14 protein-coding genes and 1 other annotated feature are annotated in these 13,673 nt (G+C 45.5%); of the genes, 11 read left to right on the forward strand and 3 right to left on the reverse strand.

From position 1 onward, the window contains the following. Positions 1–64: 64 nt before the first annotated feature. Positions 65–361, reverse strand: a complete 297-nt coding sequence (locus NC238_11620) for a hypothetical protein (protein ID MCM1566567.1) — start codon at positions 359–361, stop codon at positions 65–67. Between the two features lie 203 nt (positions 362–564). Here NC238_11620 and NC238_11625 point away from each other — a divergent pair, with 203 nt between their 5' ends. From NC238_11625 to holA, 6 genes are all read left to right on the forward strand, one after another. Further along, complete coding sequence (locus tag NC238_11625) at positions 565–1,167, forward strand: helix-hairpin-helix domain-containing protein (GenBank protein ID MCM1566568.1); 603 nt, start codon at positions 565–567, stop codon at positions 1,165–1,167. Positions 1,168–1,356: 189 nt separating this feature from the next. Further along, complete coding sequence (locus NC238_11630; GenBank protein MCM1566569.1) at positions 1,357–1,962, forward strand: DUF4131 domain-containing protein; 606 nt, start codon at positions 1,357–1,359, stop codon at positions 1,960–1,962. A gap of 72 nt (positions 1,963–2,034) precedes the next feature. Further along, positions 2,035–3,891 (forward strand): ComEC/Rec2 family competence protein, encoded by a 1,857-nt coding sequence (locus NC238_11635; protein ID MCM1566570.1) that lies wholly within the window; start codon positions 2,035–2,037, stop codon positions 3,889–3,891. Positions 3,892–3,975: 84 nt separating this feature from the next. Then, positions 3,976–4,494: a peptidylprolyl isomerase gene (locus NC238_11640; protein MCM1566571.1), complete on the forward strand. Its 519-nt coding sequence runs from the start codon at positions 3,976–3,978 to the stop codon at positions 4,492–4,494. Positions 4,495–4,786: 292 nt separating this feature from the next. Further along, positions 4,787–5,647, forward strand: a complete 861-nt coding sequence (locus tag NC238_11645) for a methyl-accepting chemotaxis protein (GenBank protein MCM1566572.1) — start codon at positions 4,787–4,789, stop codon at positions 5,645–5,647. 36 nt (positions 5,648–5,683) lie between these two features. Beyond that, the gene (holA, locus tag NC238_11650) at positions 5,684–6,748 is read left to right on the forward strand and encodes a DNA polymerase III subunit delta (protein ID MCM1566573.1); all 1,065 of its coding nucleotides are present in this window, start codon (positions 5,684–5,686) and stop codon (positions 6,746–6,748) included. A gap of 125 nt (positions 6,749–6,873) precedes the next feature. Here the strand turns inward: holA and rpsT are convergent, their stop codons facing one another. Beyond that, a complete protein-coding gene (rpsT, locus tag NC238_11655; GenBank protein MCM1566574.1) occupies positions 6,874–7,146 on the reverse strand; it encodes a 30S ribosomal protein S20 in 273 nt (90 codons plus the stop codon). Positions 7,147–7,420: 274 nt separating this feature from the next. After that, positions 7,421–7,684, forward strand: a binding site (T-box leader). A 240-nt stretch (positions 7,685–7,924) separates the two neighbouring features. Between rpsT and NC238_11660 the strand changes: the two genes are divergently transcribed. The 5 genes from NC238_11660 to NC238_11680 all read left to right on the forward strand — a co-directional run bounded on the left by NC238_11660 (position 7,925) and on the right by NC238_11680 (position 12,664). Then, positions 7,925–9,115: an ABC transporter substrate-binding protein gene (locus tag NC238_11660; GenBank protein MCM1566575.1), complete on the forward strand. Its 1,191-nt coding sequence runs from the start codon at positions 7,925–7,927 to the stop codon at positions 9,113–9,115. Positions 9,116–9,149: 34 nt separating this feature from the next. Next, on the forward strand, positions 9,150–10,025 hold the full coding sequence (locus tag NC238_11665; protein MCM1566576.1) for a branched-chain amino acid ABC transporter permease: 876 nt from the start codon (positions 9,150–9,152) through the stop codon (positions 10,023–10,025). Positions 10,026–10,110: 85 nt separating this feature from the next. Beyond that, a complete protein-coding gene (locus NC238_11670; protein MCM1566577.1) occupies positions 10,111–11,106 on the forward strand; it encodes a branched-chain amino acid ABC transporter permease in 996 nt (331 codons plus the stop codon). A gap of 78 nt (positions 11,107–11,184) precedes the next feature. Continuing rightward, entirely contained in the window at positions 11,185–11,952 is a 768-nt protein-coding gene (locus NC238_11675; protein ID MCM1566578.1) for an ABC transporter ATP-binding protein, read from the forward strand. After that, entirely contained in the window at positions 11,945–12,664 is a 720-nt protein-coding gene (locus tag NC238_11680) for an ABC transporter ATP-binding protein (GenBank protein ID MCM1566579.1), read from the forward strand. Before NC238_11675 ends, NC238_11680 begins: the two co-directional genes overlap by 8 nt. Positions 12,665–12,704: 40 nt before the next feature. On the opposite strand, the gene NC238_11685 is transcribed toward NC238_11680, so the two are convergent. Further along, entirely contained in the window at positions 12,705–13,460 is a 756-nt protein-coding gene (locus tag NC238_11685) for a Uma2 family endonuclease (GenBank protein ID MCM1566580.1), read from the reverse strand. Positions 13,461–13,673 lie beyond the last annotated feature (213 nt).

A 13,673-nucleotide genomic window follows, 5' to 3' on the forward strand; every position in this document is an offset into this window, starting at 1 on the left:
AGGGATAACAAAGTGTTCAACTGGCCTAATGCTGCGGTGCAATTCAGAAGATCAGAATGAGGAATTAATAATAAGGGTATGGCCTGTAAGGCCCGTACGGGTAAGGGCCATAAGCATAACGGGAGCCGTAGGCCAGGCCTGCCCCGTAAGCAAAAGGAATACTCAGTGCTAAAGCGGCTATAGCCAGGAACGGAAGAAACAGAAATCCCGGGTTATTGGAATGAAACAGAATACCGTCCTGACGGACTTCAACAATTTGTCCGTGGTAGGTTTTACCGTCAAAGAGACTTACTGTGGCCTGATTCCCTGCATAAGGAGCAACAAGTTCATAATTCAGATGGGTTCCTCTAAATAATGTCATTGGGAGCGAGAGCACCTCCTTGTAAAAATTTGCCAGTTTCGGCTGATATATTCTATGTTTTGGAATAGAAATGGGAACATTCTCATGATCAGGTTTAAAGTTTAAGCGCGCTGATTAACTTGGAAACGGCAAAAAAATGTGATCCACACAAAGGAATTTGGAAGTAAATGGAGAATAATGGAAAAAGAGGGGGGTATGGACGTTTGGAGAAAAAGCTGAGGCTGCTTTGGTGGGGCATTTTGGGTGTATTACTGGTTCTGGCCGTTGTGAAACTGTTTTTGCCAGTAAACAGCCCGGTTGAAGTTAATCAGGCAGAAGAAAACAGGGAGATTGTGGTTTATATTTCGGGTGCAGTTGTGCATCCCGGTCTTTTGCGCCTCCCTTTGAATGCCAGGTTGGATGATGCGCTGCAGGCAGCGGAATTGACAGGTGAAGCTGACCTTGAAGTATTGAATCCTGCCCAAAAGCTCAAGGATGGACAAAAAATAATTGTGGCCTCAAAGAGTACCGGGACGGGTCAATTAACCGGAAATGAGGTCCAAAATAAGACTCAAAATAAGACCGAGAACAGCGTAGCTCAGTCGGCGGGTACAACAGACGGATTATCGACAAAAGTCAATATCAATACCGCAGGTATTAATGAACTGGATACTATTCCGGGGATCGGTCCGGCCTTAGCCCAGCGAATTATTGATTATCGTACGGAAAACGGGTGGTTCTCCGCACCGGAAGAGATTCAAAATGTTTCGGGGATCGGTTCAAAGACCTATGAGAAAATGGAGAAGTATATCTCTGTCGGTCCGTAACGTGATAAAACAGTATGTCTGAGGCAAGTCTGTGGGCCACAATATCCGCGTGCCATGAAGGACACAATCCGCAAATAGCCGCGCTGCGTTATCCTGCTCCGCTCATAGCGGAACTGCAGCTCTCAGACTGATCATAGGGTGTTTGCATACTAAAATGAAAAAAAGGTCATGAAGGGGCATGAAAGCGTCATGAAAGATAAACTGGTCAGTCAGGCTATAGCTGTGCTGACAGGTGGATTGCTGGCCGTTCAAAGTGAAAAAGAAGCAAGAATATTCATATTGGCCATCTGCTTGCTTTTAGTCATAGGAATCGTGGTTATCTGGAAACCACTCGATTTTTTTGGCAGGGCTTCCAAACCTGAAGCGGTACTGCTGGCCTGCGGGCTTTTAACAGGTTTTTTGTATGGGATGCCGGCAGAGAACAATATCGCTTCTCCGCTGCTTATAGAAAGAATTGAGATACAGGGCAGACTATCGGATTGGCGGATTGATGATAAGACCGGTCAGGGGATTTTCATCCTGGAAGATGTTTATCCCGGAACGGAAGAACGCTTGGGGGAAAAATACAGTTTTCGTGTTTACCCCGAAGAAGATGGGGTGTATATGAAGGGATGGGATCGGGTTAAGCCCGGAGACACCATCTTGGTCACAGCCAGGCTGGAGCATCCCAAACCTCCGGGAACAGAGGGCGAATTTGACCTTCCGCTTTATTATGCTGTAAGAGGCTTAAGTGGCACGATTACAGCCTTCGGGGAAGCTGATGTACTGGAGGAAGGTGTTCCGGGTTTTACCTGAAGGATACGTCAGCATGTACATGATATTCTGACTGCGTCCTGGCCGGAGCAAGCCGGTATTCTTGAAGGAATTTTGTTTGGGGATTCCAGCGGGATCTCTGCGAAAACACTGGAGATGTACAAGGCCGCAGGAGTCATGCATGTTTTTGCGGCTTCGGGATCTAATGTGGCCTTTGTGATGGCCCTGGCATGGCTGTCTCTGTTTGGCCTGCCCCGGAAAGCCAGGATTGTCGCAACGATTGGGGTTATCTTGTGTTATGCAGTCTTATGCAGCGGTAATCCGCCTATCTTAAGGGCAACCATTTTAGGAACCTCAGTCTTGATCGGCCGCTTAGGCAGTGGAAAGATGTCGCCGCTTAGATGGCTTCTCTTTGCTGCGTTGATTCTTTATTTATGGAATCCTTTATTTTTGCGTGATATAGGCTTTCAGCTTTCCTTTGCTGCTACTTGGGGAATGCTGGTTCTATCACCCCAGTTGATGAAAAATGCCTGGTTCGGCAGGCTGCCTGAATTACTGAGACTACCTGCAGCAGTATCATTTGGCGCTCAGATTGCCGTGATACCCATTATGACGAATGTTTTTCACAAACTGTCTTTGGCTGGGCTGATCACCAATATATGTATCCTTTTTATGCTCGGCGCGGTTCTGCAGATCGGGCTTATTGGAACGGTATTATCTTTTGTTCCGGGTATCCCATCCATTTTTTTTCAAGCTGCAGTATGGCTGCTTGAGATCTCTGACCATATATTGACGCTGATTGCATCTTTCCCCTGGGCCTATTTTTGGGTATTGAATCCCGGCATGATCTTCTGGATAGCCTGGTATGCACTTTTGGCAGGGGTGTTATTCGGTACGGAAAGAATAAAATTTATTTGGAGCGTACAGATCAGAAGACTCAGATCAGCTGCGAAGAGATTACGATTACTGCCCTGCCTGAGCAGAATAGGTGACACACTCAAGCCTGGTAAGAACGAAAATAAGCCGCACCATACGAAGCCGGGATATTTTAATCTGTGGGCTGCAAAGTTCCTGGATTCTACAAAACAACTAAGTTCTGCGAAACTGTTAAGTTTTATTAAATTTAGATATGTCTTCGCTTTGCTTATGATGATGCTGCTCTGGCACCCCTGGTCGGCCGGCAAGGCCCTGGAAATTTCGTTTATTGATGTGGGCCAAGGGGACTGTATCCTGATTCAGACGGCCCGAGAGAACCTGCTTGTCGATACCGGTCCCCGTAAGGAGAACTACAATGCAGCAGAAAAAATTGTGCTTCCTTATCTGATGGAAAAAAGAATAGGTAAATTGGCTTTTCTTTTTATCACGCACGAGGATGCTGATCATTTGGGAGGGGCGCAATATCTGCTGGCTAATTTGCCTGTGGCAGAAGTCGCAGTTCCCGAAGCGGGTGATAGAATAACAAATGAAGAATGGCAGTCGGGAATTCCGGCGGAATATTTCCGGAATTACAAAAAGTTTGTAACCCTCAAGGCAGGAGACCGTATCCACTTCTTTTCCGGGTTGCAGATCGAGATCATGGCCCCGGTCGAAGAAATAAAGAACACCGGAGCTGACCCAAATAATAATTCTTTGGTTTTGCAGCTGGAATATCTCGGATGGAAAATTCTGCTTACAGGGGACATGGAAGTAGAAGAAATGGAATCTATATTAGACAGAGGGGCTGACTGGAATTCGGATTTTATAAAAATTCCGCATCATGGCGGAAAAGGCTCACTGGATACAGCCTGGTTTGACAGAACCAATCCCCGGGCGGTGTTTGTTTCTGTAGGCAAAAACAGCTTTGGCCATCCTTCCCGGGAAGTTATCAGCTATTGGGACCAAAGAGGTGTACCCGTATATCGGACAGATATGGACGGTACAATACAATTAATCATCAATAAAAAGGGCTGTAAGATAACGACAGGCAGGTAAACTACTCATTTCTTTTTTATGTAAATTTATGCTATAATCAACAACTGAATGAATAATTCATACGTTGAAAAGGAGTTATCGATCATGGAAAAACCGATTGTGACGATTGAAATGGCCAACGGGGATGTCATGAAGGCCGAACTTTACCCTGAAATAGCCCCGAATACTGTCAATAATTTTATCTCATTAATTAAGAAGGGCTTCTATGACGGTCTGATTTTTCACAGAGTCATTCCTGGTTTTATGATTCAGGGAGGATGCCCGCAGGGTTCGGGAATGGGCAATCCAGGCTACAGTATCAAAGGAGAATTTTCCGGCAACGGCTTCATTAATGATCTGAAGCATAGCCGCGGAGTCCTGTCAATGGCCCGCTCCAGAATGGCAGATTCAGCTGGTTCTCAGTTCTTTATCATGGTTAATGATGCACCTCATCTAGACGGCCAATATGCAGCTTTCGGCAAGGTGATCGAAGGCATGGAATCTGTCGATCATATTGTATCTGTCGAAAGTAACTATCAGGACAGGCCCAATCAGGAACAGGTAATGAAAAGCGTAACCGTCGACACCAAAGGTGTAGATTACGCTGAACCGGAAACCGTCTAAATATTTTCGGTCTGAAACATTAAATTTGTCCAGTAAAGACTTAATTTTAATACGGAAATACAAAAAAATATCAAAGAACATGAATAAAAAGAGGAAGTGCATGGAAATAATACCAAATGAACATCTCTTTTCTCCTCCTCTTTCTTTCCCCTTCATCCGTTGAGGGGGACTTTTTTTGTTGTAAGATCCCAATGATCTTTGGTTGAAAAGTTATTTGTTCTGCGTTATAGTAGAGATAATTCAAAATAATTACTAAATAGGTCATTTTGTGAAGAGAGAGGAAGATATTTCTATGGATCTTGCAGAAAACCATGTAAAAAGCTATGAAGAAATCTTGGAAGCCTACGTGATGGTATTAGCCAATTTAAAAGAAATAATGCAGGAAGACGTTATGGTGCTGATTACGAATAGGACGGACGCGCTCTGTCACTACTCCGGCTATAAACTTAATACGAAGGTGGATTCAAGTTTTAAGGTTAGTGATCACCCTCACCTTGTTGAAGCGATGAGAACAGGTAAAATCAGATCGGATATTATGTCCAAAGAGAGATACGGTATCCCGTTTGCGTCATTCACATACCCAATTAAAGCACCCGATGGAGAAATCATTGGTTGTGTCGGAATCGGTAAAAGCCTAGAAAAAGAGGGCAGAGTTGAAGAAATTTCTCAAGGTTTAGCAGCAACGCTTCAGCAAGCAAACGCCGGATTGCAGGAAGTTGCCTCAGGATCACAAGGGCTTTCTTTCAAAATCAGCAATGTGGTAAAATCCGCAAATGAATCCGCCGTGAAAATTAAAGAAATTAATAAGGTCATTAGCGCCATTTCTGATATATCCTCACATTCTAACCTGCTGGGTTTGAATGCCGCAATTGAAGCGGCCCGCGCAGGAGAACAGGGAAGAGGCTTTGCGGTGGTTGCGGAAGAAATGCGTAAACTTGCCGCCCAAAGTAACGACTCAGCTAAAATGGTTAACGAAATACTTACTCAGATGAGAGAATCTATTGAAGGCATTATCAACGAAATCAACCAAATTGGCGGTATTGCTGAAAATCAGGCAGCAGCAACACAGGAAATCACCGCTGCAATCGAGGAAGTAAGTGAAAACTCACAAAACTTGGTTGAATTATCAAAAATAACCTTTGATTACAAATAAGAGAATTTCTTCTTAACTTCAAGGAGAAAATAGGATATGACATTAGATATAATCAAACATGATATAGAGAACCATGGTATTCCCTCCGTTTATCTCTGGTACGGCGAGGACCGTTATTCTCTCACCGAGGCTTTGAAACTACTGAAAAATTATTATCTGCTGGATGATCCTTCCGGCAGCAATACAGAACTTCTTAACGGAAAAGAACAAACCCGGGAAGAAATGATCCAGGCTGCCAATATGACAGCCTTTTTTTCCGGAAAACTAGTGGTTGTTGACGATCTTTCATATTTCAGTACGGGCAGGACCAAAGGCACTTCCGAACCGGAAAAAAGCACCGAAGAAACAGAACGATCCGATTCAGGGAGAGAAAGCGACCCGGATATCTTGCTGGAATACTGTCTGAACCCTAATCCGTCCACTTGCCTGGTTCTGATATCGGAAAAAGTAAACAAAGGCAGAAAACTGTTTAAGGAAATCAATAAAAACGGGAAAACAGTGGAATTTGCTTTTCCGAGGGGCCAGTCGGAATGGATGGCCTGGCTGCAAAAAGAAGCGCTTCAAAACGGGAAGAACCTGAGTGTTCCCGTCGCTTCGTTTCTTCTGGAATGGGCTGGTCACCAGACGGGGGCGCTCAGTCAGGAACTGGCCAAATTAGCTCTATATACCGGAGAAAAACAAAACATAGAAATTGAAGATATCCGGAAAATAAGTTTGCCGATGATCGAGACGACGGTCTTTGCGATGTTGGATGCCATCGCGGCAGAGAATACCAAAGACGCATTGGCCAGGCTTAGCGAAGTGCTCAGTCAGGAACATTACCTCAAGGTGCATACCATGATTGTCCGCCATATCCGGCTGTTGCTGGCAGCGAGCATTTGGCGGGCCCGCAAGGGCACAGTCAATGATTTTATGGGCACTGCAGGAATCAGGACATTCTTTGAAGGAAATAAACTCTTTCAGCAAGCGGGCTCTTTTTCAGCCAACAGATTGGCTGAGGCCATGGAAGATTGTCTTCAGACTGAGCTGGCGTTAAAAAGCAGCGGAGGGAACCCTCAGCTGCTACTGGAAATAATGGTTATACGATTATGTAAGAAATAACGTAATCATAAAAAGAGGATGCCTCAGGGTTCTGAGATATCCTCTCTAATGTCTATGGAGCGTGAAGCGTTTAAATAGCCTTCACGGATGCTGCGACGTCCATGGAGGGACTCGTGCAGCGTTGCTTAGCTGGCTTTATTACTCAAAGCCTGAAATTTTTTGGCCATTCTGGATTTTTTGCGAGCTGCTTTGTTTTTGTGGATCAAACCTTTGGCAGCAGCTTTATCAAGTGCACGGGAAGCCTTTTGCAGAGCTTCAACAGCATTTTCAGGATTATTGTTTACAGCTTCCTCAAAACGACGAATAGCGGTTCGTAAGGAAGATCTGGCAGCAGTATTCTTGGCATTCTGTAATTTGCTTAGTTGGACCCTCTTGATTGCTGATTTAATATTTGGCATACAGTCACCCCCTTCGAAACATCTAACTACCGCACGTTTTTTAGACAAAAGTTATTTTATCATATTTTAGCAATACTATGCAACTAAATTCTAAAAAAAGAATAACCCGCCTTTACGGATTACCATGTCAACCCTAAATCTTATACCATCCTGAAATATATTTTACTTTTTTACTATAGTGATACAGAACAAATAGGTACAGAACAAATATATTTCTAATTGACGAATCTCAAAACTCTGTGATAATATAGATTCAAATCAATAACATTATTGTATAAAAGTAATGATGGGGTAAAGTAAACGGTATGAGCTTTCCAGGGAGGAAACGTCTTAGACTGAAAGCGTTTCTATCGCATTGATCGTTGAAGGTTCACCCCTGAACTTCCGGACTGAAACCTTTGGGTAAGTAGGCCTGGACGGAGGCTCCCACCGTTAAAAGGGAGGGGGTATAAGGAAGAATAAAGTCCCGTACCTACTGAAAAGTGGGGTCTGCTTAGACCCAAATAGGGTGGTACCGCGAAGCACTTTCGTCCCTTCAGGGATGAGAAGTGTTTTTTTAGTTGGCTGCAAGGAGCGGCTAGCAAGGCCACGGATGTCCACGGACCACACCTAAGTTTCAGCAGGGAAAGATTTCTTTATTCGTACTCTTAAGAGAGGGCTGGAGTGATCCGGCTAACTGGGGTGGTACCGCGGAAGGCCACAGCTTTCGTCCCGGCGAAGGCTGTGGCTTGTTGTTTTCTGGTGTATCAGAAAAATATGAATGTAGGAGTGAAGGATGATGAAAAGAAAGTTCAAAGGTTTCACAGGGAGTATGGTAGTAGCTTTATTATTGGCGGTCAGCCTGATATTGGGGGGCTGCAGCTCCGGGAAGAGCAGTACGGCAGGCAGTGAGACAGCAGAACCTTACAAAGTGGGTGCGGTTCTCGATATCAGCGGGACTTCCTCTTCTTTGGGCACACCTGAACGCGATACACTGTTGATGATGGTGGACAAAATCAATGCCGAAGGCGGTATTCAAGGCCATCCGATTGAACTGATCATTGAGGACAATAAAAGTGATGAGACTGAGGCTGTACTTGCTGCGAATAAGCTGATCGAAAAAGGCGTCCTTGCAGTTTTAGGCGGCAGCTCCAGCGGAACCTCGATGGCCATCATTAAAACTGTCCAGGATGCGCAAACTCCGATGATTTCTCTGGCAGCAGCCAGCAGCATCGTTGAACCGGTTGCTGAAAGACAATGGGTATTTAAAACAGCCCAGAGCGATATTGTCATGATCAATAAAATCATGGAATATCTCAAGAAGAATAACATGACGAAGATTGCCTTTATGTATATGAACAATGCCTATGGCGACAATGGCAAGAAGGCCATCAGCGCTGCAGCTCCCCCCAATGGGATCACCATCGTTGCCGAAGAAAAATTTGACGCGACAGACAATGATATGACGCCGCAATTGACGAATATCAAGAGCAGCGGAGCTCAGGCAGTCGTCGTATGGGCGATTCCGCCTTCGGCCTCCATCCTGACGAAGAACTATAAAGATCTTGGACTGACGATTCCGCTCATTCACAGTCATGGCGTCGGTAATCAAAAGTTCATCGAACTTGCCAAGGACGCTGCTGACGGAGTGATCCTTCCAATCGGCAAGCTTCCAGTGGCCGATCAGATTGCGGATTCTGATCCGCAGAAAGCAGTGCTTACAAGTTATATCAATGATTACCAAAACAAATACAATACCGCACCCAATTCATTCGGTGGTTATGCGGCAGATGCTTTAAGTCTCTTGGTCAAGGCGATCGAAAAAGCTGGTCCGGACCGCAGCGCCATTCGGGATGAACTGGAAAAAACGCAGGGACTTGTCGGCGTATCCGGGGTATTTAATATGTCTGAACAGAATCATAATGGCTTAAGCGAGGATTCCGCCGTTTTGGTTCAGATCGAAGACAGCAAATGGAAAATATTACAGTAACGAGGGCGAAATTACAGTAACGGAGTGAAACCTGATGGGAGAACAACTACTGCAGCTATTATTCAGCGGGCTTACGCTTGGAAGTATTTATTCCATTATTGCCCTTATCCTGGTCATCACCTATAAAGTAACAGGCATATTAAATCTAGCCCTTGGGGAATTTCTGGTTATCGGGGCACTTCTGACGGTCAGTTTCAAATCAATGGGGATGCCGCTAATAGCGGCCTCCCTTCTCGCCATGGTTGTTGTCGCTTTGTTGGCGGGGGTGCTCGAAAGGCTGACGATCAACCAAGCCAGGGGAGCCAGCAGCCTGACGATGCTGATCATTACAATTGGTATTTCCATATCCTTAAGGGGACTGGCTCTCCTGATCTGGGGAACGGATACCTACTCTCTGCCCTCCTTTACGGCTAGCGGACCAATCATGGCAGGCGGGGCGGCACTCAATCCTCAGAGCATCTGGGTATTTTTGCTGGCAGCGGCAACACTGATCTGCGTCAACACTTTTTTTGGACGGACGTACTGGGGAAAAGCAGTTAAAGCTTCCGTCCTCAGTCCCATCGGAGCCCAGCTGCAGGGGATCAATCTGAGTACGATTTCCCTAGCCGCATTTGTTTTTTCAGGTGCTCTGGCTACCGCCGCAGGAATCTGCATCGGACCGGTGACGATGGTCACGTATGATATGGGCTTTATGTTAGGCGTCAAAGGTTTTATCGCGGCAACAATTGGCGGATTGGGCAGTATATCCGGAGCTGTTCTGGGGGGATTAATCCTGGGGCTTTTGGAAGCCTACAGTTCCGGACTGATTTCCTCCGGGTTGAATGATGCGATCTCTATTGTGATTCTTCTTGCAGTCCTTTTAATCAGGCCGGAAGGGATCCTGGGTGCAATCAGCGAGCGTAAAATTTAATCTTAAAACAGGGTTTCCTTTTGGTATTGATTTGATTTCTTTTGAGTAAGATTTACAGCATCATATGGTAAGGAGCGTATCTTTGGTGAAAAAGATTATATTTAAATTCAGCGGAGCTGTCATCATGCTGGTATTGTTGATTATCCCGCTCCTGCTTAACAGCAATTATCTTTATGGATTACTGATTGTTATCGGCCTGTATGCGATCGTTGTCCAGGGCTTGGGAATACTGATGGGTTATGCGGGGCAGGTGTCGTTTGGTCATGCGGCGTTTTTTGGTTTAGGCGCTTATACGGCCGCGATATTAACGACGCGTTTTCATTGGCCGTCACTGTTAGCCCTTTTGGCAGCAATTCTTTTTCCCGGAATTATTGCGGTCCTAATTGGCCGACAGACCCTTAAATTGCGCGAGCTATACCTTGCCCTCGCGACGCTCGGCTTTGGGATTTTAGTCCATATAGTATTTACCGAAGGCGGAGAAATAACCGGAGGGCCGTCCGGGATCAGCGGTATTCCGCATCTGGGCATTGGCAGTCTTATTTTAAACAGTGACAGGAAATTCTATATCCTGATCTGGATCATTCTGGTCCTGATACTGCTGGGAATACGAAATTTAGTCCGTTCCAGAACAGGCAGGGCCTTATGTGCGATCCGAGAGAGTGAGTATGCGGCAGAAAATGCCGGTATTGACTGTGTTAAGCTTAAGCTGCAGGCCTTTATTTTCAGTGCGCTGCTTACGGGTTTGGCAGGGGGCCTTTATGCTTTCTATATGACCTTTATCAGTCCGTCACCGTTTACTTTTCATGCTTCCGTCCAGTTTGTACTGATGGCAGTGATTGGCGGCCTGGGTACCTTTTGGGGACCTTTGCTTGGGGCTGTGGTCGTCGTGGCCTTAAACGAGATATTAAAAGAGTTGATACCGCTCATCGTTCCCGGAGCCGGCGGTGAATACCAGATCATTATTTACGGAATCATCCTGGTTGCACTCATGATATACCGTCCTCAGGGGTTAAGCAGTATCGGGGAATTCTTTCAAAGTTCAAAAAAGAGTCTGGTTCAAGATGGAAATGAAGTCAACTAACCTATATACAGAACGATGATTCAAATATCAAATAATGATAGATTTGCGTATCAATGCTATAGAAGGAGGGAAAGGGCCATGCTTCTGGAGCTACACAGAATTACAAAACATTTTGGCGGCATTATGGCTGTCAAACATGTGTGCTTTGGGGTTGAAGAAGCAAAAATCACAGCGCTTATAGGGCCTAACGGTGCAGGAAAAACGACGATTTTTAACTTGATTACCGGAATGTATCAACCGGATGAGGGTGAAGTGTTATTGGAAGGAAAGATGATCACCGGAATGAAGCCGTATAAGACAGCTCAGGCTGGAGTAAGCAGAACTTTCCAGAACCTGCAGCTTTTCGGCAGCATGACTGTGCTGGAAAATGTTATGACTGGTGCTTACCTGCAGGGAAAAAAAGGCTTCGTCAAGTCGTTTCTTTCTTCCCCTGAACGCTCTGCGGAAGAAAAGAAAATCAGGGTTGAATCCCTGAAACTGCTTGAAGAGGTTGGTTTAGCGGAGTCAGCTGGTCTGCCGGCAGCAGTTTTGCCGTTTGGACAGCAAAGACTGTTGGAAATTGCCAGAGCCCTTGCTTCTCAGCCCAAACTGATCCTGCTTGATGAACCAGCTGCAGGATTAAATGCTGCTGAATCTGAAATCCTGACAGAATATTTGAAAAAACTTCGCAGTCAAGGTATGACCATGATAATGATTGAACATGATATGGAAACGGTCATGGAAGCTGCTGATAGGATTGTTGTCCTAAATTTCGGGGAGGTGATCACCCAGGGAACCCCGGCAGAAATTCAGGCTCACCCGGAAGTGATCAAGGCCTATCTCGGAGAGGATGAGCAAATTGCTTAGTGTAAATGGTCTCAATGTTTATCATGGCTATGTGCATGCGCTGAAAAATGTATCCCTGAATGTCAGGCAGGGAGAATTGCTGGCGATTCTCGGAGCCAATGGCGCAGGCAAAAGTACCCTGCTAGGGACTCTCGCGGGGTTATACAAGCCTGCTGCAGGAGAAATCATTTTTCAGAACAAAAAGATAGCCGGCAAGTCACCGGAAAAAATCGTCAGAGCCGGTATCGCTCTTATACCGGAAAAAAGAGAGATATTCAGCGGGCTAAGCGTGATGGATAACCTGATGATGGGGGCTTTTCACCGTTATCGTCAGGACAAGGCGGATATCCCAAACGATGTGGAGAAAGTCTTGAAATTATTCCCTCTGCTGCAGGGAAGAGAAAAGGATTTGGCCGGTTCTTTAAGCGGCGGTCTACAGCAGATGCTGGCAATAGGCAGGGCCCTTATGGCCAGGCCCTCACTGCTGCTGCTCGACGAACCTTCCATCGGGCTGGCCCCGCTTGTCGTACGCGAGATCATGGCGATCCTGGTCGGGATGAAAGAGTCCGGCGTCACGGTCGTACTGGTCGAACAAAATACAAAAGCCGCCTTGAAAGTGGCGGACAGTGTACTCGTCATGGAGCGAGGTAGGATTGTTCACTACGGAAGCTCCAAAGAAGCAATCTCGGATGCTCTGCTTCAGGAGGCTTATTTGGGCCGGACCCGGATGTGAATATATTGCGGATTTACCCAGCGTATTTATCGCATAATTTCTACCATAATGATTTCAATGGAATAGATAAACCAGTGAAATATGGATGATCTACAACATCTTCATCCATGCCTGCTGCAGCTAAGACGTAGGAACCATCCCTGAGTACAAAACATTCGAGGGTTTTCTCAGCCGGATCGACCAGCCAGTAATGCGGGATCTTGGTCTTCTGGTAAATCTGCAGCTTCTGCAGACGATCTTTGCGCCTGCTGGATGGGGAAATGATTTCGACTACGATTGTTGGCTGGCCATTGATACGGGCTTCTTTGATGATCTGTTTTTGCTGCCCGGAAACGTAAAGAATGTCAGGCTGGACCACGTTGATATCTAATAATGTTACATCAAGAGGTGCCACAAATACTTCGCCTTCGGGATCATTTCCCCGAAAATGATCTTCAAGAATCCATGTCAACCGAAGCAAAACACGCTGATGGCTGACATTTGGAGCAGGCTCTTTTACCATAATGCCATCGAGAATCTCGATGCGGTAACCGGGTTCATCAGGTATTTTCAGATAGTCTTCGTAAGTCAGCTTCCTGGAAGATTCTGCGGTATATTCGTTTGATTTTTCCTGCACGGAAGAGGCGGTATTTGTGAGTGCGTTGAGAACATCTGCCAGTATATAGCGGTACTGCTTGCCGTTCAACTCGATAAACGGTATTTTTTTCTCACGTGTATATTTCCAAATAGTCTCGGTTGAAAGATCGAGTGCTTCAGCCAGCGCCTGGGCAGTCATAAGCTCCTTATCCATCGACATATCATGATCACCTCAATCAGATTATACAAATTAATACAACCAAAAACAACTAAAAATAATAAAAAATAACATGTACTTAGAAAATAATAGTAAAAAGCAAATAGTATCTTGTCGTCATCCTCAGCAAGATTCAAAAAAAATGCTGGTAACAGTCTGAAAAACTATTACCAGCATCATATCGGTTCAGGGTTACGTATTTTTGGGGTTTAGCCC

It is taken from the genome of Dehalobacter sp. (genome assembly GCA_023667845.1).
In the GTDB taxonomy this organism is placed as follows: domain Bacteria; phylum Bacillota; class Desulfitobacteriia; order Desulfitobacteriales; family Syntrophobotulaceae; genus Dehalobacter.